Source organism: Conservatibacter flavescens, assembly GCF_002795425.1.
GTDB lineage: Bacteria > Pseudomonadota > Gammaproteobacteria > Enterobacterales > Pasteurellaceae > Conservatibacter > Conservatibacter flavescens.
The window spans coordinates 1-24,351 of sequence record NZ_PHHA01000038.1; the positions used below are offsets into that span (position 1 = coordinate 1).

The window sequence follows — 24,351 nt, forward strand, 5'->3', positions numbered from 1 at the left end:
AAGAAGTGCGGTGGGTTTTTTGTTTAGATTCGGAATAAACAAGGACAAGGGGCGTATGCAATACGCCCCTACAGCAAATATTTGTAACTCATTGAAATTTAATAGATATTTATTTTTCAGGTAGGGGCGTATTGCATACGCCCCAAAGCAATAATATCTTGTCTCGGAATTGGCTAAATCCAAAAGCGCTTTGGAAAGAAGTGCGGTGGGTTTTTGTTTAGATTCGGAATAAACAAGGATAAGGGGCGTATGCAATACGCCCCTACAGCAAATATTTTTAACTCATTGAAATTTAATAGATATTTATTTTTCAGGTAGGGGCGTATTGCATACGCCCCAAAGAAATAATATCTTGTCTCGGAATTGGCTAAATCCAAAACTGTTTTGGAAAATGAGTGGGTTTATTTTGATCATGGTGAACTAAATTAGTTGCGTTATGAATTTGAATTTATGTTTTAAACGTTGGCAATCTTTTGTTGGTGTTATTTATTGGCGGGAATTTTTGTTATGTAGCCCTGCTATTTTATTGGTCATTGTGGTCAGTTTAGATATTGATCCATTGGTGGCTGTGATTATGGTTGGTGCGGCGTTTACTGTGGGATTTGGGGCTTCTCGGACGTTGGGGCCCTATCGCTGGGGGGCGGTTGCTATTGCGACCGTCGGGATGTCTATTTCTGCGTTTTTGGGCTCATTAGTTGGTCATGAAGCGTGGCTGTTGTTGATATTGGTTGGGATTCTTGCAGCTTGTTGTGCGTATTTAACTAGCCGTAATAATGATTTGTGGTGGGTCAGCTTACAGGTTGTTGTGGCGTTTTTGGTGGCAAGTTATTATCCTCGAAGTATAGAGGATGCGTTGTTGCGAGGCGGTTTGATTTTGATGGCTGGGTTTCTTCAGTTATTGGGTATGGTATGTTTGGCTAGGCTGTTTCCGAGCGTTTCAGCGAGTTTGCCTCCGATACCGGTGACTGCGATTGATCGTGATTTGCAGTGGCGGTTTGTATGGGCGATGGTATTGAGTGTGATGGGTTCTTTTGTTGTTGCGCAACATTGGGGGCTGGCAAATGATTATTGGGCACCGATGACCGCTTTGATGATTATGCGACCTTCTGGGCAGTTAACGTGGTCTAGGAGTATTGCGCGCCTCGTCGGTACATTAGTTGGCTGTAGTGTGGCGACGTTAATTATTTATCTATTTCATGAACAGTTGTTGATACTGATTTTAGCTTTAGTGATCAGTAGCGGGCTGGCGTTTTCCTTGCAAAAAGCGAATTATGGTGTGTTAAGCTGTGTGATGTCAGCAACGGTCGTGTTTTTAATTGCTTTAGGATTTGGTGATCCTATTTCAACGACAGAACATCGTTTAGTGGCAACGTTATTGGGAGGAGGCGTGGCGTTGGGCATGACGAAAATTTTTCGTCTTTAAGGGCGTGGGAAAGGGCGTTATAATAAGGTTGGATATTGGTGAAATAAATAGGACAAAAGATGCATATTTTATTAAGTAATGATGATGGTATTCATGCAGAAGGGATTCGAGTATTGGCCCATGAGTTACGTAAAATAGCAGATGTGACAGTTGTTGCACCTGATCGTAACCGTAGTGCGGCCTCCAGTTCGCTGACGTTGATAGAGCCTTTGCGACCACATAAATTGGATAGTGGTGATTATTGTGTGAATGGCACACCGGCAGATTGTGTGCATTTGGCGTTAAATGGCTTTTTATCGGGGCGTGTAGATTTGGTTGTGTCAGGGATCAATGCAGGTGCGAATTTAGGTGATGATACGCTTTATTCTGGCACATTGGCGGCAGCATTAGAAGGACGCCATTTGGGTTTGCCTGCGGTGGCGGTATCATTAGATGGTCGTCAACATTATGAAACAGCGGCTCGTGTGGTATGTGATCTGATCCCGAAATTACATGAAAATTTGCTCAAGAGCCGTGAAATTATCAATATTAATGTGCCAGATATTCCTTATGCGCAGTTGAAAGGCATAAAAGTGTGTCACTTGGGATATCGTGAGTCAGCAGCAGAAATTATTAAGCAGAAAGATCCGCGTAATGAGGCAATTTATTGGGTCGGGCCAAGCGGATTACCTGAATATGCGAGTGAGGGGACAGATTTTCATGCGGTGGCTAATGGTTATGTATCAATTACGCCAATTCAAGCGGATATGACGGCACATCATTCTTTGCAAGCGTTGCAACATTGGCTAGATAAGATGTAAAAGAAATGTAATACCAAGTAGGATCTATTGCTTTATGTTGAGAGTTGGCGCAAAATGAACACTTTTTAGTGTGATACTGTGCGTAGAAAAGGAGCTATTTTGAATATTTTTGGTGCAATGTATGATAAGACGATGATGTGGTCTAAGCATCGTTTTGCGACATTTTGGCTATCTTTTGTCAGTTTTATTGAGGCCATCTTTTTTCCGATTCCACCAGATGTTATGTTGATTCCTATGTCAATGTCGGCACCGCAAAAAGCTATGCGACTTGCGCTATATACTGCTATCGCATCAGCGATTGGTGGGATAGTGGGCTATGGTTTAGGGTATTATGCCTTTGATTGGATTTATCAATATATCGTACAGTGGGGCTATGAGGTACGTTGGAACACTGCGGTATCTTGGTTTGAAAAATGGGGCGTACTGGTGGTGTTTGTCGCGGGTTTTTCGCCTATTCCTTATAAAGTATTTACTATCTGTGCGGGTGTTATGCAAATGGCATTTCTTCCATTTGCTATTACTGCTTTTATTTCGCGGGCGGCGCGTTTTATTTTAGTGGCAAAATTGGCTGCTTGGGGTGGACAGCGTTTTGCTGCCCAATTGCGCCGTTATATTGAGGTGATTGGTTGGGCAGTTGTTGTGCTAGCAGTCATCGCTTATTTTGTTTTGAGATAGAATGTAATGAGAAAAATAGTATATATCGGGTTATTTATGATGGGTCTTGTTGCTTGTCGTTCAGCGCCGGAAGTTGTTGATGAAAATACGTTGTCACCAGGTATTATGCAGCCTGTTGAAGGTACTGGTGCGGTAGAAGGAACAGGATTGATCCCTGATATTCAGCAAGGTGCGATGCCTGCGGATATGCGTTAATTAGTTATTTTTAGAAAGGATTATTCGATGAAAAAATCATTTTTTCTTGTGCCGTTGGCAGCAGTTGTTTTAGCGGCGTGTTCAAGTAGTCAGCCTGCTCCGGTCGAATCGGCTAGTGATGATACGACTCTTTCTCCAGGTATTATGCAGCCGGTCACATCTACAGGGGCAGCGAATGGGGCTTGGGAACCGGAAATTCAGCAGCAAAGTATGCCGAATACGATGAATGTGCCTTCTGCGCAAGTGCCAACGGTTCAACCGGCAGCGCCTCAGCCTATGCCTCAACCTGTGCAACAAGCACAGCAGACGGTAGCGAGTTCGACAGCAAAGGCAAAGCAAGTGTCGCAGGATTTTACGATCCCTCGTAATGCACAAACCAATGCGCCAGATTATAGCAAAATAGATAAAGGTTTTTATAAAGGTGACACTTATACTGTGCGCAAGGGCGATACTATGTTCTTGATTGCTTATATTTCAGGTATGGATGTCAAAGAACTTGCAGCCTTAAATAATATGAGTGAGCCATATAATTTAAGTATTGGGCAAACCTTGCGTGTGTCGAATAATACTGCACCGGCAGCAGCGACGACTGCAGCTGTTACACAAGCACCTGCGCCAGTGCCGGCAAAACCAGTTGAACCGTCAGTCACTTATACACCGGCTGCAAATGGGACACAATATGGTTCCGATGGGACTGTGACGGGGCCAATTAAAGCGGGTGTCGGCACAGCTGCGACTGTAGGTGCGGCAACGGTTCCAGCGGTACGTGCAACAGCTGGCACACCGCCTGCAACAACAAGTGCGCCAACTGTGACAGCCACTGCGCCAGCAGCAACACAAACTGTGACTCAAGCGCCAGCGGCCTCTAATATTGCTTGGCGTTGGCCGGCAAGTGGTAAGATTATTCAAGGCTTTTCGAATACAGATGGCGGTAATAAAGGGATTGATATTGGCGGTTCACGTGGACAAGCAGTAAATGCTGCGGCCGCAGGAACAGTGGTGTATGCCGGTAATGCGCTACGTGGCTATGGTAATTTAATTATTATTAAGCATAATGATGATTATCTCAGTGCTTATGCGCACAATGAAAGTATCTTAGTCAAAGAGCAGCAACAAGTGAAATCAGGGCAACAAATTGCGAAAATGGGTAGCTCTGGTACAAACGGGGTGAAACTGCATTTTGAAATTCGCTACAAAGGGAAATCTGTGGATCCTATTCGTTATTTGCCAAGACGTTAAGGGATATTGGATATAATAAAAAAGAAGAAAGTGCGGTGCATTTTCTTCTTTTTTTTGCTTAATAATGGTGATTATATGGCTTTGAGCATAGGGAAAGCATCATAAATACCGTTAATAAACATTTGTGTTCCGATGACGGCTAGGATTAATCCCATCATTCGGGTAAGTACTCGCATTGCACTTCTGCCTAATAACTGAATTAAGCGTTTACCGTATAAAAATAAAATATATGTGATTAAGCAAAGCAAGCCAAACGCAAGGACGGTTGCAATTACACCGGTCATATTGGCGTCCGCTGATAAGTTCATGGAGGTTGCAATCGTTCCGGGTCCAGCTAGCATGGGCATGGCCAATGGCGACACGGCAACCCCTAGAATATCTTCGCGATTACGCACGGCATTTTGGGGGTTAATCGGGTGGTTAACCGTAGAGTTTTGTCCCCCTTGTAACATTTGTAAACCAATCATAAACACAATAAATCCACCGGCTAAGCGCAGTGCAGGCATTGTCATACCAAAGGTTTCAAAAATAATTTTCCCTCCCAAAGAGAAAACCGCAATAATCAGAAAAGCCACAAACACGCCTTTTCGCGCGATGAGTTTTGCGGTGTCATTATCTTCTTGTTCCGTAATAGAAAGATAAACAGGGAGGCTTGATATGGGGTTGGTGATTGCAAAGAATGCCATAAATGCAATACCAAATTGATCAAACGCAAACATAAAGAACCTTAATAATAAATAAAAACCCAAAAGGGGAGGCTATTGTAGCAAATGTGGTCGCTAGGGACAAATGAGAGAAAAATAAGGAAGATATTTTCATTTCTTCCTTATTTTGCTTCGGTGAATAATTAATCAACCAATTTCGGCTTGATCGAGGCGTAAACAATGCCTGTGATAATAGAACCGATAGCTATGGCAGCTAAATACATTAATGGTTGAGAAACAAATGGGATAACGAATAATCCTCCGTGTGGCGCCTGTAATAAGATACCTAAGCTCATCGAAATCGCGCCAGCAGTAGCGCCACCCAGAATAGAACTTATAATCACTCGGATTGGGTCTGCCGCGACAAAGGGTAGCGCACCTTCAGAAATAAAACATAATCCCAATACAAATGAGGCTTTACCGGCATTGCGTTGGTTTTGGTTAAATTTATTACGGGCAATCCAAGTAGCGATTGCCATACCGATTGGTGGAACCATACCGGCAGCCATCGCAGCAGCAATAGGAGCATATACGCCTGAAGCTATCATACCGACTGAGAATGTGTAGGCTGCTTTATTAACTGGTCCACCCATATCGGTACACATCATTGCACCGAGTATAATGCCTAAAATAATGGCATTGACTTCACCCATCGATTTTAACCACTCGGTTAAGGCATTCATGATTCCTGCTACAGGTGGGTTAATGACATAAATCATTCCTAAGCCGATAATCAATGATCCCAGTAATGGTAAAATTAAAATCGGTTTTAGCGCCGCGAGGCTCGGTGAAAGCTGGATTTTTTCATTCAGCCATTTCACAACATAGCCGGCGAAGAAACCAGCAATAATTCCGCCTAAAATTCCAGCTCCGGCGTTAGTGGCAAGCATACCTCCGACAAGTCCCGGCGCTAAACCCGGTCTATCTGCAATCGAAAATGCTACATAGCCGGCAAAAATTGCAATCATTAAATGGAACGCAGCGCCACCGCCAATATCCATTAATGCTTTTGGTAAACCGAAAGCAATATCCCCATCTTTGAATGCCTCGATCCCAAACATGAAAGACATGGCAATGGCTAAACCACCGGCTACGACTAACGGTAGCATATGAGAAACGCCGGTCATCAAATGTTTATACACGCCTTTTTTCTCGTTTTCTTCTGGGCTAGCGCTGGTCGATTGGGCCGAATTACCGTTGTAGGTTTTGGCTTCCGCAAAGGCTTTTTCGAATTCCTGTGCCGTTTTTTTCAGCGCTAAACCTGTCGAAGTACGATACATTTTTACCCGTAAATTTGCTTAAATCCACATCAATATCTGCCGCCACAAAGACTAAATCTGCCGCCGCGACTTCTTCTGGTGAAATTGGATTACCGGCCCCCACTTGCCCACGGGTTTCTACTTTGATATTCCAACCTTGTTTTTTGGCATAAGTTTCAATCGCTTCCGCTGACATAAATGTATGTGCAACCCCTGTCGGACAGGCGGTAACGGCGACAATGTTTTTAATGGAATGTTGTGCAAGATTAGCCGAGCTTTGGGCAGGCTCAACATAATCCGTTGCGGCGGTTATTGCTTGTTGTAATAACTGCTCGGGTTGTGTTAATTCGCTATCTACCGAAACTAAGGCAACTTTTTTACCTTGAAGAGCGGTTAAATTTGGCAAAGTTTTTCCGATAACAATAGCGAGATCTGCTTCTGTAATATCACTGAGTTGATGGCCTTGTTGGGTGGCAACTTGGCTTAAAACTTGGTGTAATAAAAAGCTTTTTGCTTTTCCTATATCATGGTTTTGTACGAGAAAAATATTCATAATTTACCCTTCAATCACGTTAATTTTTACTTGTGCCAAAATTGGCGCTAATAAAGCTTTATCAGAAATGCCTACATTGCTTTGCGATACGGCAAAGGCTGAGATTGCTGAGGCAAAAGCGAGAGTATCTTGCTGAGAAAGGTCTTGGCTTAGACCGTAGATTAATCCTGCCACCATCGAGTCACCCGCTCCAACAGTGCTGACAACGTTTTCACATTTTGGCGGTTGTGCGGCAATGATACTTTCATCGCTGAGCCATAAGGAGCCGTTAGCACCCATTGAGATAATCACGTTTGCGATCCCTTGTGCTTTCAGCTTTTTCGCCGCTTGAATAATTTCTGCTTGGTTATTGAGCTTATGGCCAATCCAGCTTTCAAGTTCTCGATGATTCGGTTTAACAAGCCAAGGATTCGCTTGCAAGCCAGCAGTTAAAGCCGCGTTACTACTATCTAACACAACTTTAACACCGCTTTCTTTTAGCGCTTGCAGCCATCGCGTGAACATTTCCGGGCTCACGCCACGTGGTAAGCTGCCACATACTGCAATAATGTCAAAGGACTGTGCATAATCTAAAGAAGCTTGGACGAAGTCTTGCCAATCTTGTGCGGAAATTTCATAGCCTAAAAAATTCAAATCTGTCACATCCGCTTCGGTTTCGGTGATTTTGACATTAATCCGTGTTTTGCCTGCTACTCGTTGGAATTTGTCTTCTAAACCAAGATTTTGAAACATTTGCACAAAATCGCCTTGATTGTCGGTACCAAGAAACCCACCAACGGCAACAGATACCCCAAGATCATTAAGCACTTTTGCAACATTAATCCCTTTGCCAGCGGGAAAAAGGCCTAACGTTTCTACCGTGTTTACCTCGCCGAGTTCAATGCGTGTTAAGCGGCCAACTAAATCATAGGCCGTATTGAGTGTAATGGTTGCGATTTTAGCCATATTATTCCCCTAACCCAGCAGCAATAGCATTGCCTATACCATCAATGGCTTGTTGGGCTTGTTCACCTGTAGCCACAAAGCGTAAACGGTGTCCTTTGGTCGCACCGAGTGCCACAATTTTCATTAAACTTTTCGCGCTCACGGGTTGAGTGTCACGATCTAAGTTTTGCACGGTAACAGAGGCGGTATATTTTTTTACTTCGTTCACTAACACAGCACTTGGACGAGCGTGTAAGCCATGTTCATTTTGGATCACAAACTCCCCAATAATCGCGTCATTATTTTGTGAAAGGGAATTGGTATCGACTGCTGGTGGCGGATTTGCCGTTTTAGTGGTGACATGAGCTTGTTCTTCTATGCTGTCCGCGATAGCTGGAGGCAAGGAGGAAACCCCTTCTCCTAATCCGTCTTGAATGGCTTTTTCAATGGCTTGAATAGCCTGGAGTGCATCATCACCCTCAGCCACAAAACGTAGACGATGTCCGTTCACAACCCCTAAGGCTACGACTTTCATCAAGCTTTTTGCACTGACTGGCGCGCTTTCGCGGTTAAGATTTTCTATGGTAATTTTGGATTCAAACTGTTTAACCACATTGACTAAGACCGCACTAGGGCGAGCATGTAACCCGTGTTCATTGCGTATAGTAAATGTTCCAATAACGGTATTTGTGGCTGGCGTTTCGGCATTACTTGCCGTATTTTCTGTAAACTCAACGCCGTTTAATGCTGCAATGATTTGAGCATTTCCGCCGGTTAATAATGTTTGTTGTACATCTTTATCAAGTAAACGAGCAAGTGTGTCGTTTAGTTCATCATTCACAGCCGCAATGGTTAACACACCGTGTATGGTTTTGCCATGATGGTTAAATGGCGTAGCTGCGCGGCTAAATGCAATGGCGTTTTTCAAGTTTCCGTTTACGCTATCGGTTAACCATAACCCATCACATAATGGCAGTGCAGCGCTAGAAATGACCTCAGAAACAAATTCAGAATTGACCGCACTTTGTGCTTGTAAGATATCTGCATTAATAGCAGTTAATGCTAATAGGCTAGTGGTATTAATATCAAGAGACAGGTGATCGGCTTGTAGCGAAAAACCGGTATTTTCGCCCATTAAAATAGCACGAAATTGTGTGGCATCCGTTAAAGTCGCTAGTTTTGCCGCAGTATCCTCATCACCTAAAACATGCGTTAATTGACGTAATAAAGCCAAATGTTCATCAGAACGTGCAGCAATGCCAATAACCACATAGGCTACATTGCCTTCTCCCCATTCAATCCCTTGTGGAAATTGAAAGACTTGTACACCGGTATTTTTCACCATATGACGCGTATCAAGCGTTCCATGGGGAATTGCAATACCATTTCCTAAAAATGTTGATGTTTGTTGCTCACGGGCAAGCATACCGGCTAGATAACCAGCTTCGACATAACCAGCTTGCTCAAGCGCCATCGCGACTTGCTCAATAGCTTGTTGTTTATTGTCGGCCTGTGCCGCCAAATGAATGTTATTTTCGGGTAAATTAAACATTCTGGTTTTCCCTCCATAATTATTAGAAAAAACGTTTCAGTTGAAGTCAGAAAGTAAAAAGGACAACCCTTAGGCTATCCTTCAAAAAACTATTTACAGATGTTTAATAATTGCTCGCTACCTTTGACTAAGTATTCATCGTCATTATCACGAACATCGCCTTTCTGCAAACCACGCATAGCATCATAAATGCCTTGAGTGATACTCGGACGATCAATTTTTTGCCAACAATCGGCGCTTAATCGGCTGAAATTATTTTGTAACTCAGCTGCAAAGACAACACCGCTATAATAGGCATAGACATTTGAATCATGCATGCCTTGATATAAATTTCCTCTAATTTGTTCAATAGGAACTAAAATACGTCCTAAAAACCAATCATTCACACCGCTAGTGAATGAATTAACATCATAATCTTTATTTACGCGATCAGTATAAGTTTGAATTGTCGCCTCATAAGCCACCGCATAAGATTTTTGATCAATAGCGCTCTTATCTAAATCAATCACCGCATTTTCTTTGCTAACAAACGGAATGTAAGACGACATAGAGCAGGCGGATAAGCAAAGTGCGGTTAATATTAGAGAGACTTTTTTTAGCATGGATCGTGAACTCTTCATATGTTTCTTGTAAAAAATATGGGCTATTGTACCACTGAGAAAGGTTTATCGTAAACTGTCGGGACTAATAAATCATTCTTCATTTCTTTTTCTTTTGATTTCTTTCATTGTTTTGTGATCTATATCTTAAATTTCGATTGTTTTTGTTTTATTTTTTATTTTTGTGTGTATTATTGATTCGAAATATATCGAAAGTTTGTTTTTATTTAGTGAGGAAACATAAATGTACACCTTAAAACAACAAAAACTGCAAAAACTCTGTGATCAACAGGGCATTATCGGGGCTCTTGCCATTGATCAGCGTGGGGCGTTACGTCGTATGTTAGGTGATGATATTCCGGCAAGCCAAGCGGAATTATTTAAATCTTTAGTATCGCTAAACTTAACATCTTATGCTTCATCAATTCTGTTAGATCCTGAATACGGTTGGGCTGCCGCTAGTCAGAAAGATAGGCATTGCGGTTTGATTATGGCCTATGAAAAAACTGGCTATGATAAAAATGTGCCGGGTCGTTATCCAGATTTGATTGATGAGGTATCCGTATTACGTTTAAAAGAAAAAGGGGCAGATGCAGTGAAATTGTTGCTGTATGTGGATGTGGACGAAAGCGATGCCGTCAATGATGTGAAAAAAGCCTTTGTGGAACGGGTAGGCGCTGAATGTAATGCACAAGGGTTGCCTTTCTTTTTAGAAATTCTCACCTATGATGCGAAAGTTTCGAATAAGAAAGAGTTCGCAAGTTTGAAACCACATAAAGTGATTGAGGCAATGAAGCAATATTCCGCTCCACGTTTTTCCGTTGATGTGTTGAAAGTGGAAGTGCCGGTGGATATGAATTTTGTGGAAGGCTATGGTTCGGAAATAGTACATACTGGTCAACAGGCTGCAGAATATTTTAAACAACAAAGTGAAGCGACGGATTTACCATTTATCTTTTTAAGTGCAGGTGTCACGCCAACATTGTTTCAAGATACGTTACGATTTGCTAAGCAAGCCGGTTCTCGCTTTAACGGTGTGTTGTGTGGCCGTGCTACTTGGGCAGGCGCTGCCGAACAATTTAAGGCTCAGGGCGAACAAGCCGCAAGTCAATGGTTGCAAACTGAAGGGGTGAAAAATATCACTGAACTGAATGCGGTATTAAAAGCCACTGCAACCCCGATTAAATTCTAGGAGCGACGTAATGAAAAGCATCGTTAATTTACATAAATCAGGTAGTGATATCGGCATTTGTTCTGTGTGTTCCGCCCATCCTTTAGTGATTGAAGCCGCGTTGCGTTTTGATTTACATACTAATAATCGAGTATTAATTGAGGCCACTTCAAATCAGGTAAATCAATTCGGCGGTTATACCGGTATGCAGCCAGCTGATTTTAGTGATTTTGTGTTAAACATAGCCAAACGAGTCGGTTTTCCGGCGGAACGATTAATTTTAGGTGGGGATCACCTGGGCCCTAATTGTTGGCAAAATGAGTCGGCAGCCGAAGCAATGGAAAAATCCAAAGTGTTGGTGGCGGAATATGCAAAAGCCGGTTTTACCAAAATTCATTTAGATGCCTCAATGTCTTGTGCCGATGATCCCATTCCCCTCGCGCCCAAAACTGTGGCAGAACGTGCCGCACTTTTGTGTCAAGCAGTAGAAAATGTATTAACACCGGCACAGCGGGAAAAAGTGAGCTACATTGTCGGTACAGAAGTACCAGTACCGGGCGGTGAAATGCATACCATTCAAACTGTGAATGTCACTACTTTAGATAGTGTTAAAGAAACCATAGAGACACACCGTCAAGCCTTTGCGGATTTAGGATTGAACGAAGCGTTCAAGCGTGTCGTAGGGGTGGTGGTACAACCGGGTGTGGAATTTGATCATTCTAACGTGATTTTATATCAACCAGAATTAGCGAAAGATATTGTTAATTTCATCGAAAATACACCTTATATTTTTGAAGCGCATTCTACGGATTACCAAACTCGTGAATGCTATCGCAATTTGGTGAAAGATCACTTCGCTATTTTGAAAGTGGGGCCGGCGTTGACATTTGCTTTACGCGAAGCCTTGTTTGCTTTAGCAAATATTGAGGATGTGCTGATTGCACCGGAAAATCGTAGCTATTTACTCAATGTGATCGACCAAGTCATGCAAGATGAACCGAAATACTGGCAGAAATATTATTCACCGCAGCATTCCAAAGCTATGGTGGATTTACATTTTAGCCTGTCTGATCGTATTCGTTACTATTGGCCGCATCCGCGTATTCAAAGTGCGGTGGAAAAATTAACTGAAAATTTAGCCAAAGTAGATATTCCTCTCGGCTTGCTTAGTCAATACCTTCCGGAACAATGCCAAAAAGTGTTGCAAGGTACAATTAAGTCTTCAGCTAATGCATTGATTTTAGATAAGATTCAGCAAGTGTTGGCGGATTATGCATACGGTTGCAATGGAGGAAAAAATGCAAACTGAAATCTTAATTAAAACTGACATTCATTTCGATAGTTTTGAACAGGTGCTGAATTTTTTAGCGGATGAACTGACGGCCAAAGGCATTGTGAAAGAAGGCTATCGTCAGGCGGTGTTTGAACGGGAGGAAAATTTCCCCACCGGGATTGCTTTAGAGCATTATGCGGTGGCTATTCCTCATTGTGAGGCGGAATACGCAAACAAACCCGCAATTTATTTTATTCGGCCTACGGATAAAGTGCGTTTTAACCGTGCCGATGAAGATGGGCAAATTGCGGTAGATTTGGTTATCGCCTTAGTAGTGACTGATCCGCAACAACAACTCAACCTGTTGCGAACGCTGTTCGGAACATTACAAGATAATGAATTTATTGAAAATTTACTGGCCGTCGGTGAGGACGAACTGCCCGCATTAATTAACCAACATCTGAATTTCAACTAAACGGAGTGTGAATTATGAAAAAGAAAGTCATTGTAGCCTGTGGCGGTGCTGTTGCAACTTCTACTTTAGCAGCAGAAGAAATCAAAGAATTATGTGCTGAAAACAACATTTCGTTGGAATTGGTGCAATGTCGTATTAGTGAAATTGAAAGTTATATTGATGATGCAGACCTCATTTGTGCTACCGCCAAAATCAGCCAAACTTATGGTGAGATACCCATTGTGCATGGCATGCCGTTTGTGTCTGGCGTAGGTATTGATGAGTTGAAAGAAAAAATATTAACTATTTTAAGAGGGTAAGACTATGTTTGCACAAGTAATGCAATATATTTTAGATCTCGGCCCAGCAGTCATGTTGCCGATTATTATCATCATTTTCTCTTTATTGTTGGGAATGAAATTCGGTGAATCCTTCAAAGCGGGTTTGCAAATTGGGATTGGTTTTGTGGGTATTGGTTTAGTGATTGGGTTGATGTTGGATTCTATCGGACCTGCGGCTAAGGCGATGGCTCACACTTTTGATATTAATCTGCATGTAGTCGATCTCGGTTGGCCGGGAGCGGCTCCAATCACGTGGGCATCACAAATTGCGTTAATTGCCATTCCTATTGCCATTGCGGTTAACGTATTGATGTTAGTGTTAAAAATGACCCGTGTTGTGAACGTGGATATTTGGAACATCTGGCATATGACGTTTACCGGTGCTTTGGTGCATATTGCCACCGGTTCGTATTGGTTGGGTATTTTAGGTGTGGTGGTACATGCGGCCTTTGCTTATAAATTAGGTGATTGGTTTGCTAAAGATACTAAAAATTTCTTTGAATTAGATGGTATTGCTATTCCGCATGGTACTTCGGCTTATCTTGGCCCTGTTGCTGTGTTGGTCGATACGGTGATCGAAAAAATTCCCGGTTTAAATAAAATTCACTTTTCTGCCGATGACTTACAAAAACGCTTTGGTGCGTTGGGTGAGCCGGTAACAGTCGGTTTTGTTATGGGGATTATAATTGGTTTGTTGGCCGGTTATGAAGTAAAAGATGTCCTTCAACTAGGCGTGAAAACCGCAGCTGTCATGCTATTAATGCCGCGTGTGATTAAACCGATTATGGACGGCTTAACACCAATCGCCAAACAAGCCCGTAAAAAATTACAGGCGAAATTTGGCGGTCAGGATTTTTTAATCGGCTTGGATCCGGCGTTATTACTCGGTCAAACAGCAGTGGTTTCGGCAAGCCTGATCTTTATTCCGGTGACAATTTTAATTGCGGTAGTCTTGCCGACCAATCAGATTTTACCTTTCGGCGACCTTGCTACGATTGGCTTCTTTGTGGCAATGGCGGTAGCGGTTCATCAAGGTAATTTGTTCAGGACCTTAATTTCCGGCAGCATTATTATGTCCATCACCTTGTGGATTGCTACGCAAACTATTCCGCTCGTTACACAACTTGCTGCCAACGCTGGCACATTAAAAGCCGGTGAAATGGTTGGAGCGATGGATCAAGGTGGCGCACCGATTACCTATTTACTGGTACAGTTACTTACTTTGGAAAATGTAATGGGCTTATCTGTGATCGGCGCAGTGTATGCCTTAGGTGTCTATCTCACTTGGGCGAGAGCCAGAGCCTACGCCAAACAAGTGTCGGAAAATGCTTAAACATAAAAATAATCACCTAGGGCATTTGCCCTAGGTATGAAAATATTTGGAGAGATAAAATGAAAGCGGTTGTTATCGAATCAAACAATAATCCTGTTGTAAGAGAGGTGGAAACACCAGCAATTATAGAGAGTGAAGATGTATTGGTGAAAGTGTTATATTCCGGCGTCTGTGGCTCAGACATTCCGCGTATTTTCCACAACGGTGCGCATAATTATCCGATTATTCTTGGTCATGAATTTAGCGGTGTAATAGTTGGTAAAGGAAGTGCGGTGCAAAATTTAGAAATTAATGATCTTGTAGTCTGTGCGCCCTTATTGCCTTGTTTTCATTGTCCCGAATGCGAAAAGGGATTCTATTCGCTATGTAAAAATTACACCTTTGTGGGCTCAAGACGAGCCGGTGGTAATGCGGAATATATTTGTGTAAATCAAAAAAACTTGGTCAAAATTGACCGCACTTCCGATCCCTTGTACAGCGCGTTTATTGAACCCATCACGGTAGGCTTACACGCTATCTATCTTGCCAACGGTTGCGAAAATAAAAATGTGATCGTCATTGGTGCTGGTACTATCGGTTTATTGGCTGCTCAAGCGGCAAAAGGCTTAGGGGCAAAAACGGTTAGCGTGATTGACATTAATGAAGAGAAATTAGCCCTTGCCAAAACTTTGGGGGCAGATTTTGTATTCAATTCTGGTCGGCAGTCAGCTGCGGAAATTGCTGAGCAACTAAATGATCTGCGTTTCGAACAACTGGTATTGGAAACCGCAGGTGTACCGCAAACAGTTAGTTTGTCCATTGAAATTGCCGGGCCTCGCTCACAGGTGGCGTTAGTGGGGACATTGCATCACGACCTTACGCTTAATCAAACAGTGTTCGGACTAATTCTACGTAAAGAATTGGCCATTTTAGGCTCTTGGATGAATTATTCCAAACCTTGGCCGGGAGGTGAATGGACACTCGCAATGGAGTTGATTAATACCGGTAAAATTAATATTCCGCCATTAATTGCTTCAGTGGATGAATTTGATGGTTATGTCCAAGCTGTAAAAAAACTTGAAGGAAAATCAATGAATGGTAAGATTGTGCTAAAAGCACATTAACCGCAAGCAAATAAAATGATATGAAATAGGGCGGCGGTGATAAAAGGAATGAAAATGAACACCTTTGAAAGACGAAATCACATTATTGAACTATTAAAACAAAAGGGTACAGTATTGGTTGCTGATTTGGCAAAACGTTTTGACACTTCAGAAGTCACCATTCGCACGGATTTGCGGGTGTTAGAGGAGCAACGCCGCCTAACCCGCTTCCACGGTGGAGCGGGCACTTTCCAATCTTTACCTGAAATAGGCAAGGAAACGGAAGAGCAAACAGAAAAAGAGTTGGAAGAACGATATACTTTATCGGCAGATCCTAAACAGCGTATTGCGGAGAAAGCAGCGGCTATGATCAAAGAAGGGGATACCGTAATTTTAGACAGCGGTAGTACCACAATGATGATTGCTTATGAGTTGCTGAAAATCAAAAACATCACCGTGATCACCAATAACTTGCCGGCAGCTTATATTCTCTCTGATTCCCCAGACATTACTCTTGTCATTTGCGGTGGCTATGTGCGCCACAAGACCCGCTCAATGCACGGTTCCATTACCGAAAACACCTTGCAAGGCATTAAAGCGGATATCATGTTTGTGGGCGCTGATGGCGTGGATCTCAATGCTGGTATTACAACCTTTAATGAAGGGTATCATGTGAGTTCGGTGATGGCTGAAGCTTCTGCAAAAGTGGTGGCAGTGGTGGATTCTACTAAATTTAATCGCAATGGGTTTAATTTAGTTTTGGCAATGGAACAGATTGATTTATTTATTACGGATAAGAAAATTCCTACAGCAACTCAGCAAGTTTTATTAGATAGTAATATTCATGTTTTAACCGTTTAATTTTCTGATAATGCTGTATTTTGAACTTGGTTAATTTATATTCTATAGTTTTGTGGTGCGTTTTACTAAATGAGACTCTACAATGATGGTCTTTTGGATATCATTATTTTGAATTTTATCTAACATTAATTGAAATGCGTTTAAAGCAAGTTGGGAATCATTTTGTTTAATTGACCAAACATTATTTGGTAGAAAGTCTAGTGATAAGGACTCATCAAAAGTGCCTATATTAATATCTTGTGGGATTTTGCCATAATATTGATGTACCACACTTAAAAGTCCATCTAAAATAGGCAAAGAGGATGCGATAAAATTGTGGGGATAGTTTTTATGGTGCGCAATATATTTTTCCATCATCAATTTTCCATCCATAACGGTATTATGTGCAGAATAGTGGATATAGATATCTGTTTGATAATCTTGTATTGCATCACTATACCCTTGTAATCGTTCTTTTATGGTCGGTAATAAGCGGTCTCCAGCAAAAAAGTAAATAGGTTCAGAAATCATACTGCGCATTGTTGTTGTTAAATAATAGCTGGATTGATAGTTATTACTCACGACATAAGAGGCGTTATCTATAGCAAAATTTCTATCTAAAAATACAATTGGTTTAGAACAGTATTTGATAGCATGTCGCTGGCAATCTTCAGTTGCAGAGACAATAAAAATACCGTCAACACTGTGTTCTTCCAGTGATTTTATAAGTTTTTTCTCATGTTCGGTATTATTATAGGTGCAACAAATCATGAGTTGATAGCCGGATTGGTGACAACGAGATTCAAGCTGCTCAGCTAAATTAGAGAAAAAGAAGTTAGTTAAGCGTGGAATAACAAGCGCAAATTGGTGGGTTTTATTTATTTTTAGGCTTTGGGCTATTCTATTAACAGAGTAACCATGCACCTCCACATATTTGTGAATACGCTCTTGAGTTTTTGGACTAATACGGTATTTATCAGCTTTACCATTTAATACTAAACGGACTGTTGTAATGGATAAATTTAAATTTTTTGCAATTTGTTCCGCGCTGTGTGCCATTATGTTTCGAAGTTTAAGGCTCTTTGTCAGAGCCTTTATCATTTAATGCTTCGCTTTCTTCCACCATTTTTTTAATATTGGTCCAATAATTGGAAGCAGTAGTGTAATTAATGAGATAACTAAAAATACTACACTTATTGGTCTTGTCAAGAAAATTGTTGGGTCGCCTTCGGACATTGTTAGTGCTCTTCGGAAATTAGATTCAGCCATTGGTCCAAGTATCATGCCAATGATGATTGGAGACATAGAAAAATTAAGCTTAATCATTATATAAGCTAAAATACCAGCTATCATCATGATAAATACATCAATAAAGTTATGATTCACGGAATAAGAGCCGATTGAGCATAAAATGAGAATAATCGGTACTAGAATTTTTCTTGGAATATCCATAACCCGAACAAAAAATTTCATACAAATAAACCCTAAAATAGCTAGGCAGATATTTGCTGTCATTAATCCAAGAAATATACTGTTAACTTCGGTAGGATTGTTGGTAAATAATTGTGGTCCTAAGGCTAATCCTTGAACCATAAAGGCACCCATAATAATCGCAGTTGCGCCATCACCTGGAATTCCTAATGTCATTAAAGGGACCATCGTGCCACCAGTAACCGCATTAGCCCCTGCTTCTGGGGCTGAAACGCCTTCGGGTGAACCATGACCAAATTCTTCAGGATGCTTTGACCAGCGTTTTGCTTCGTTGTATGAAATAAAAGAGGCAATATCACCTCCTGTGCCTGGCACTGCTCCGATCAATGTACCAATACTGGAAGAACGCAGGTAGGTTGGTAATACTCGTTTAATATCTTTCCATGACGGGAGTACTTTTTGAATTTTAGCCGAAGGTGTTTTGGTGGCAAATTTAGCATGTCTTTCTCTGTAATCTTCTTCAAAGCTAATTAATCCTTGAGAAAAAGCAAAAAGCCCAACAAGGATAGGGATAAATGAAATTCCGCCCATTAGATAAATAGAGTCAAAGGTGAAGCGCATATTACTTGTCATTGGATCAAGTCCAATTGTTGCAATAAATAGTCCTAATGCTCCGCCTATTAAGCCTTTAATAATAGATTGAGAAGATACGCTAGTAATAATGCTGATACCAAATACTGCAAGGGCAAAATATTCAGGGGCAGAAAAACCAGTTGCGATTTTAGCGAGTTGAGGGGCAATAATGATAAGTGCAAATGTACTAAATATTCCGCCAAATGCTGAAGCTAATGTAGATAAACCTAGCGCGCGCCCGGCTTCTCCTTTTTTTGCCATAGGATAGCCATCTAATACGGTTGCGGCGGAGGCGGGCGTGCCTGGTGTGCTAATTAAAATAGCTGTAATGGAACCTCCGTATACTGCGCCACAATAAACGGCAAGTAATAATAAAATACCTTCTATACCTTGGAATGAATAAGTTAGAGGTAACAGTAGAGCAATGCCCATGTTAACAGTTAATCCAGGTAATGCACCGATGATAATACCTGCGAAAACACCAAGAGAAATAATTCCCAATGTTTTTAAGTTAAAAACGATTAATAATGAATCCAGAAAATCCATAATATTTTCCTCAACTATTCAAATAATAATGCTGATGGCAGTGGTGAATTAAAAATGACTTCAAAAAATAGATAAATACAGAAGACTATTCCGAAGGCTGCGAGAATAAATGTATATGGTTTTTTCTCTCCCATCATTTTCATAATAATGGGAATTAAGAGTAAGGAGGAAACAATGAAGCCAATATAGATTAAACCTATACCATAAAATATCATGATAAGAAATAGAACATAAGCTCGCTTGACTGCGGGAGAAGTGAGGTTAATACTATGTTTCTTATGGCGGTGAATAATAGTTTCAATCCATTGGCATATTCCTAAGAAAATAAAAAGTATAGCCAAACAAAATGGCCAAAATCTCTCTCCGGGAATATTGTATTCATCGAACATATTCATATTTTGGGAGAAGTAGAGTATGAGTATGCCAAATAGAACAGATAAAAAACCGATAAAAATATTATTTTTTACCATGTATAACCTCCGTAATTTATAAAAAATGACCAACTATATTGTGCTATAGCTGGTCTTTTGCTTTATTTTTTCATAATGTCTTTAATTAATTTGCTATACATCTCATCATCTTCTTTCATCATTTTATATGCTTCTTCTCCTGTAATGACGACAGGCATAATTCCTTGTTTCTTTAATGCAGCTTGATAGTCAGGGTTTTGAATAATATCTGAAAATGAACTGACAAGCTGAGATTTAATGTCATTAGGTACATTAGCAGTAGTGGCTAATACCGCCCAGGCTCTAATTTTAATATCTTCATTTAAATCAAGTGATTCTTTGAATGTTGGGACCGTTGGAAATAATTCGAAACGTTTTTCATCCATTACACCGAGTATTTTTAAAATACCGGCATCAACTTGTGATTTTACTGAACCTGGCGTTGTGAGAACCGCATCTAAGTGACCACCAACTAATGCAGCAATAGCAGGGCCAGTCCCTTCATTATACGGAATATGATTAAATTTAATGCCTAGTTGCTTTTCTAAGTGAACCGCAGCTAAATGATAAATTGCCCCCATTCCTGAATTGCCCATTTTTAATTTGCCCTGTTTGGCTTTCGCATCATCGACAAACTCTTGTAAAGTTTGATAAGGTGAATTGGCATTAACTACTAAAGATACAGGATCTGCAATAGTAGTTATAATCGGCGTAAAATCTTTGTAAGTAACGGGAGATTTGCCTTGATGTGGAAACATGGCTAATTCGACAGTAGTCATTACTAATTTGTAACCGTCAGGTTTGGCTTTAGCAACCTCTATTAGCCCAGTAATTCCATTACCAGCAGGTTTATTGACTGGGATAAAAATTTTGCCATCTGGCATTTTATTTTTTGCAAATTCAATAACTGTTCTTGCCGATGTGTCTGTGCCGCCACCCGGATTTTTAGGAATGATTACCTCAATATTTTTAGTTGGGTAAGTCAATTGAGGATTGGCTTGAGCATTATTTATGATTCCGACTGCAAAAATCGAGGTTAATGCAGTTAAAATATATTTTTTCATAAAGAAGTCTCCTTTAGTTTAGTGAATGGTTTTGGTAAATAATTTTTTGATAGACAATATTTTTTCTATTCCAAGTATAAGTGAGATGAATAGCGCCTTGTGCATAATTAATAGCTGGATAAGAAAATTCTCCTTGTTTTTCCTCAATTGCCAAAGGTTCTGACCATGTGATTCCATTATCCTTTGATACGGAAATAGCAATGGGATAACGGATTCCCCAATTGGCAGTTATTGGGTTGTATGCTAGAACTAAATGGCCATTAGGCAGTTTGACTACATCAATTCCACTGTTATTATTTGGTAAGTTGGTGGGATAGCTATGACACCAAGTTTTACCATTATCATGAGAGTCACTACGATAAATTTTTCCTCTAGTACTTCTCATCAAAGCATGAATATGATCTTTTTTAGACTCCCATAACGTTGGTTGAATAACGCCATCCCATTTTGCAATTTTTGAAATGTCATTTTCCCATAATGTATTTTCTTTTAATCCGCTCCATAGCTCAGTGTGTATAGATTCATTTGGGTCGATATGCGTTAATGGGATAGGGTATTTCATCCAGTGTTTTCCTTGATCATAAGAAATATCAACGAAAGCATCCCAATATAGCTCGTTTTCAATGGAACCTGGTGCGATCCAAGCGCCATCTTGGGTAACAATTAATTTATTTTTTACGGGGCCACGAGGAGTATTATCGGATTCCACCAGCGTTTGAGGGAGGCTCCATGTTTTCCCTTGATCTTTTGAAATCACAAATTTTGTTATCCAAGAATGGACATCTGTCCCTACTTTATAAAATAATAAAATATGGCCGGTCTGACTATCTTGATGTAAAACGGGATTCCAGTGTGGCATATCACTTTGTGCAATTATTCTACGTGGCATTTCCCAAACGCCGTTGTGTTGAGAAACAATCCAAATAGCAGTATCGCCAGCTCCTTCTTTTTCGCCAGCAAAGAACGCGACTAATAAATCAGAAGAATTGGGAATAGCCAGAATTGTTGAGGCATGACAGTGTTGAAACAAGTTATGCTGTTGGTCTAATACAAACTCTTTTTGATATATTGCAAATGTCATATGATTGTCCTATTAAATTTCTAACCATGATTGAATGTTTGCGCCTAATTCGATCATGTCATCAACCGCAGCTGGAAAAAAGGTATTGTGAAAGAGCTGACTATTTCTTGAACGGCAAAAAATAGAATTAAAATTACCTATTTTGTATTGAAAATATTTTGCGCAAACAGGGTAATCTAAATTTTCTATTAATGCAGAAATAGAGAGATATTGTGATAATAATTTCGCTTTTTCAGGTGAGTGCTGAATATTTTTATATAGCCAGACATAGAGTTCAGGATGAAAATTAGCCATTACTCCGCTATATGCTTTGCAGCCTAGCTTCAAAGAGTCAAAGAATGTTTGACTATTTGCGTTAGCAAGGTTTAGGCGAGAATTTTTTGTTAAATTTAACCGCTCTTTTATGATGTCTAAATTGCAACAAGTATCTTTAATAAATGTAAATTGGTTTGTTGTAATACAATATTGAATAATTTCCTTAGAAAGCAGACGTTTATATGGATATGGACATTCATAGATACCGAGATCGATTGCTGTCGGCATATTATCGACTATTGTATTTAATCGTTGTAAGAAGACTTCGTCGCTTTCGGATTCTGCAGCTAAGCGGTTGCTAATCAGAATTACAGCATCTACGCCTAAGTCTGCGACGGCTTGTAATTGCTCTATTTGATGGTTTAAGTCATCAGCCGTATGGCCAGAAGCAACAATAGGAATGCGTTTGTCTGTGACATCTAATACAAATTTGATGAGTGCCTGTTTTTCCTGATCAGTTAAGAAAAACATTTCGCTAGACTGGCAAGCTGCGAATAATCCATGTACTCCTGAGGCGATATACCAGTTTATGAGACGTTCTAGAGATAGCCAGTCGATTTTTCCATTATGATCAAACGGTGTAAGCATAACGGGCCAAATACCAATATATTTATCTTGTTCCATCTGTTATCCCTCATATTCATTTAATAAATCAATAGCATTGCCAGCTACTTTGACGTGGATACCTTGAGTGAGTGCTTGTGATACGAAAGCTTTCATCACATCAGATAATTTATCTTCATCAACGTAAGCTATACTGATGTGATTACTTTGATGACCGCTCATGAGATCATCACGATTAACACCATCTAAGGTGCAGTTTAGTAATGGCCATTCAATATTTGTTGCATTATGTCTACGCTCGAACTCTTCTTTAGGTAATTCAACTGCTTGACCGGTGCCGATATGCATAATCACCTCATTATTTTGGTAGTGCGCTCGGGCCCAAATAAATCTCCCGGCTTTTCCTTGCCCTGCAATAGTTGAACCTCCGTTAGGGAAATACATAGCTGGTTGTCTATAGCCCGTAGCACCCTTTATTCCGCCTTTTAAATGTTCAAATGGAACGGCTCCAGAAATTTCAAAATCCCAATAAAATGTTCCATTATATTCACTTCCCCAACGAACATCATGTAATGTAGTCTCAGCGGGTAATCCTAAGGCACTTAATAATCGATATAGCATAATTTGAGGAATGGCTGAGCCCATGTCGACTTCATTAATACATGGGATGGGTTGATCCGCACAAATAATATCACCATTCTCGTCCGGTATAGGAAAGCGTAATGTTGAACCTATAGCCCCTTCCGCGAAATCAGAAGCCGCACAACTATCTTTAAGGCCTTGTTGGTATTGGACGCCGACAGCTGTTAAGCCAAATCGTTTTACAAAACGTGCCATTGCTATCATCATTGCGCATTGTTCAAGCACTTGTTCTCGAGTTAAATGGATTTTGGCATCGTTGCCAAAATGAAATGTCATTCCTTGATGCTCATACCATGCTAGGCATTGTTCTCGTAATTGTTGAGGGACTTTGGCCATTTCAACAAGCAATGCAGATTGCGAAAGGGATTCAAGAGGAATACCAATGTTAGCGAGTGCGCGTAGAGGAAAGACACCATTAATCATTCCCATGCAAAAGGTGTCAAATAACCCCATGATTTCTTTATTTTTTAAAATGTAATTTCCTACTTGAACGCCGACTTTCCCTGCCTTAGTATGTAAAACAGCATGGTTTTGAGGGATATTATGTAAATAATCCAATGGATATTGAATTTCTCCTTCTTGTAGCCATGTTTTTAATTTTGACAGAAAAAATGCATCATCAAAATTTTCTGACCACAGACGAGAATATTTCACCCCTAAACTAGTTAAGGATCCCGCCATACATAGCATGCCAACTAAACCGGGCCAGGTTCCATCAAAATTGGCTAATAATAAAATAGGTCCTTTATGGTGAACTAATGAGGGAGCAATATGGTGAGAATATTGCCAAGCGGTTAATAAAACAATAATTGGAGCGTTAGAGGGAATTTTGGCAAAGAGATCACTTCCTTCACGTTGGCTACTTATAAAACCATGTTTTCTTGCTTCTGAAAAAGCGTGTGCTCGCGTTAATTTATATCCTAAAGCATGTAATACCTCTTGCAGTTTTTGTTCAAATTTTTCTTGGACAGGCCAGCAGGTGATATTTGCACTTTCCCGTAAATCAGCATTGGTAACTAATAGAATTTCATTGGTTTGCACGTCTATAACTGTTTTTGCTGGAGGTAAGTTTATTTTTAACATGATGACTCCTATTCCAATTGATTGTTTGTGAGATGATTTTTATATAAACCTCATTGATATTACTTGCTAACTCGAGGTAGCCTTTTATATTTAATGAGGGTGGGAAAATTATTTCAAGTCATTTAT

General features: G+C 40.5%; 23 protein-coding genes and 1 pseudogene. 12 read left to right on the forward strand and 12 right to left on the reverse strand.

Going from position 1 to position 24,351, the window contains the following annotated elements:
• The first annotated feature begins 436 nt into the window (after nucleotides 1-436).
• The 5 genes from CVP05_RS11845 to nlpD all read left to right on the forward strand — a co-directional run bounded on the left by CVP05_RS11845 (nucleotide 437) and on the right by nlpD (nucleotide 4,332).
• Nucleotides 437-1,423 carry an FUSC family protein gene (locus CVP05_RS11845; protein WP_100289772.1) on the forward strand — a complete coding sequence of 329 codons (987 nt, stop codon included), beginning with the start codon at nucleotides 437-439 and terminating at the stop codon, nucleotides 1,421-1,423.
• Nucleotides 1,424-1,482: 59 nt separating this feature from the next.
• Nucleotides 1,483-2,223: a 5'/3'-nucleotidase SurE gene (surE, locus tag CVP05_RS11850; protein ID WP_100289773.1), complete on the forward strand. Its 741-nt coding sequence runs from the start codon at nucleotides 1,483-1,485 to the stop codon at nucleotides 2,221-2,223.
• A 99-nt stretch (nucleotides 2,224-2,322) separates the two neighbouring features.
• Nucleotides 2,323-2,898, forward strand: a complete 576-nt coding sequence (locus CVP05_RS11855) for a YqaA family protein (protein WP_100289774.1) — start codon at nucleotides 2,323-2,325, stop codon at nucleotides 2,896-2,898.
• Nucleotides 2,899-2,934: 36 nt separating this feature from the next.
• Complete coding sequence (locus CVP05_RS12685) at nucleotides 2,935-3,093, forward strand: hypothetical protein (RefSeq protein WP_243389249.1); 159 nt, start codon at nucleotides 2,935-2,937, stop codon at nucleotides 3,091-3,093.
• Between the two features lie 27 nt (nucleotides 3,094-3,120).
• Nucleotides 3,121-4,332, forward strand: a complete 1,212-nt coding sequence (gene nlpD, locus CVP05_RS11860; protein ID WP_100289775.1) for a murein hydrolase activator NlpD — start codon at nucleotides 3,121-3,123, stop codon at nucleotides 4,330-4,332.
• Between the two features lie 71 nt (nucleotides 4,333-4,403).
• Here nlpD and CVP05_RS11865 read toward each other — a convergent pair whose 3' ends face one another.
• The 5 genes and pseudogenes from CVP05_RS11865 to CVP05_RS11885 all read right to left on the reverse strand — a co-directional run bounded on the left by CVP05_RS11865 (nucleotide 4,404) and on the right by CVP05_RS11885 (nucleotide 9,926).
• A complete protein-coding gene (locus tag CVP05_RS11865; RefSeq protein WP_100289776.1) occupies nucleotides 4,404-5,051 on the reverse strand; it encodes a MarC family protein in 648 nt (215 codons plus the stop codon).
• 128 nt (nucleotides 5,052-5,179) lie between these two features.
• Nucleotides 5,180-6,848, reverse strand: a pseudogene (locus CVP05_RS11870) (fructose-specific PTS transporter subunit EIIC).
• Nucleotides 6,849-6,851: 3 nt separating this feature from the next.
• Nucleotides 6,852-7,793, reverse strand: a complete 942-nt coding sequence (fruK, locus tag CVP05_RS11875) for a 1-phosphofructokinase (RefSeq protein WP_100289777.1) — start codon at nucleotides 7,791-7,793, stop codon at nucleotides 6,852-6,854.
• Nucleotide 7,794: 1 nt separating this feature from the next.
• Complete coding sequence (gene fruB / locus CVP05_RS11880) at nucleotides 7,795-9,324, reverse strand: fused PTS fructose transporter subunit IIA/HPr protein (RefSeq protein ID WP_100289778.1); 1,530 nt, start codon at nucleotides 9,322-9,324, stop codon at nucleotides 7,795-7,797.
• A gap of 89 nt (nucleotides 9,325-9,413) precedes the next feature.
• Nucleotides 9,414-9,926 (reverse strand): hypothetical protein, encoded by a 513-nt coding sequence (locus CVP05_RS11885; RefSeq protein WP_100289779.1) that lies wholly within the window; start codon nucleotides 9,924-9,926, stop codon nucleotides 9,414-9,416.
• Nucleotides 9,927-10,167: 241 nt separating this feature from the next.
• Here CVP05_RS11885 and CVP05_RS11890 point away from each other — a divergent pair, with 241 nt between their 5' ends.
• From CVP05_RS11890 to CVP05_RS11920, 7 genes are read left to right on the forward strand one after another with little or no spacing between them, the layout of a single operon-like run.
• Nucleotides 10,168-11,115 (forward strand): tagatose 1,6-diphosphate aldolase, encoded by a 948-nt coding sequence (locus CVP05_RS11890; RefSeq protein ID WP_100289780.1) that lies wholly within the window; start codon nucleotides 10,168-10,170, stop codon nucleotides 11,113-11,115.
• A 10-nt stretch (nucleotides 11,116-11,125) separates the two neighbouring features.
• Entirely contained in the window at nucleotides 11,126-12,403 is a 1,278-nt protein-coding gene (gatZ, locus tag CVP05_RS11895) for a tagatose-bisphosphate aldolase subunit GatZ (protein ID WP_100289781.1), read from the forward strand.
• Entirely contained in the window at nucleotides 12,393-12,842 is a 450-nt protein-coding gene (gene gatA / locus CVP05_RS11900) for a PTS galactitol transporter subunit IIA (RefSeq protein ID WP_100289782.1), read from the forward strand. Before gatZ ends, gatA begins: the two co-directional genes overlap by 11 nt.
• A 14-nt stretch (nucleotides 12,843-12,856) precedes the next feature.
• Nucleotides 12,857-13,141 carry a PTS galactitol transporter subunit IIB gene (gene gatB, locus CVP05_RS11905; RefSeq protein WP_100289783.1) on the forward strand — a complete coding sequence of 95 codons (285 nt, stop codon included), beginning with the start codon at nucleotides 12,857-12,859 and terminating at the stop codon, nucleotides 13,139-13,141.
• Between the two features lie 4 nt (nucleotides 13,142-13,145).
• Nucleotides 13,146-14,495: a PTS galactitol transporter subunit IIC gene (locus CVP05_RS11910; RefSeq protein WP_100289784.1), complete on the forward strand. Its 1,350-nt coding sequence runs from the start codon at nucleotides 13,146-13,148 to the stop codon at nucleotides 14,493-14,495.
• A 59-nt stretch (nucleotides 14,496-14,554) separates the two neighbouring features.
• On the forward strand, nucleotides 14,555-15,598 hold the full coding sequence (locus CVP05_RS11915; protein ID WP_100289785.1) for an alcohol dehydrogenase catalytic domain-containing protein: 1,044 nt from the start codon (nucleotides 14,555-14,557) through the stop codon (nucleotides 15,596-15,598).
• Between the two features lie 54 nt (nucleotides 15,599-15,652).
• Complete coding sequence (locus tag CVP05_RS11920) at nucleotides 15,653-16,438, forward strand: DeoR/GlpR family DNA-binding transcription regulator (protein ID WP_100289786.1); 786 nt, start codon at nucleotides 15,653-15,655, stop codon at nucleotides 16,436-16,438.
• 42 nt (nucleotides 16,439-16,480) lie between these two features.
• On the opposite strand, the gene CVP05_RS11925 is transcribed toward CVP05_RS11920, so the two are convergent.
• The 7 genes from CVP05_RS11925 to CVP05_RS11955 form a co-directional block, all read right to left on the reverse strand.
• Nucleotides 16,481-17,518 carry a substrate-binding domain-containing protein gene (locus CVP05_RS11925; protein WP_207761372.1) on the reverse strand — a complete coding sequence of 346 codons (1,038 nt, stop codon included), beginning with the start codon at nucleotides 17,516-17,518 and terminating at the stop codon, nucleotides 16,481-16,483.
• Nucleotides 17,519-19,027 (reverse strand): tripartite tricarboxylate transporter permease, encoded by a 1,509-nt coding sequence (locus CVP05_RS11930; RefSeq protein ID WP_100289788.1) that lies wholly within the window; start codon nucleotides 19,025-19,027, stop codon nucleotides 17,519-17,521. It abuts the gene before it with no gap.
• A 14-nt stretch (nucleotides 19,028-19,041) separates the two neighbouring features.
• On the reverse strand, nucleotides 19,042-19,497 hold the full coding sequence (locus CVP05_RS11935; RefSeq protein WP_100289789.1) for a tripartite tricarboxylate transporter TctB family protein: 456 nt from the start codon (nucleotides 19,495-19,497) through the stop codon (nucleotides 19,042-19,044).
• 62 nt (nucleotides 19,498-19,559) lie between these two features.
• Complete coding sequence (locus tag CVP05_RS11940) at nucleotides 19,560-20,540, reverse strand: tripartite tricarboxylate transporter substrate binding protein (protein ID WP_100289790.1); 981 nt, start codon at nucleotides 20,538-20,540, stop codon at nucleotides 19,560-19,562.
• 13 nt (nucleotides 20,541-20,553) lie between these two features.
• Complete coding sequence (locus CVP05_RS11945) at nucleotides 20,554-21,621, reverse strand: sialidase family protein (protein ID WP_100289791.1); 1,068 nt, start codon at nucleotides 21,619-21,621, stop codon at nucleotides 20,554-20,556.
• 12 nt (nucleotides 21,622-21,633) lie between these two features.
• Entirely contained in the window at nucleotides 21,634-22,560 is a 927-nt protein-coding gene (locus CVP05_RS11950) for a dihydrodipicolinate synthase family protein (RefSeq protein ID WP_100289792.1), read from the reverse strand.
• 3 nt (nucleotides 22,561-22,563) lie between these two features.
• Complete coding sequence (locus CVP05_RS11955) at nucleotides 22,564-24,225, reverse strand: signal transduction protein (RefSeq protein WP_100289793.1); 1,662 nt, start codon at nucleotides 24,223-24,225, stop codon at nucleotides 22,564-22,566.
• Nucleotides 24,226-24,351 lie beyond the last annotated feature (126 nt).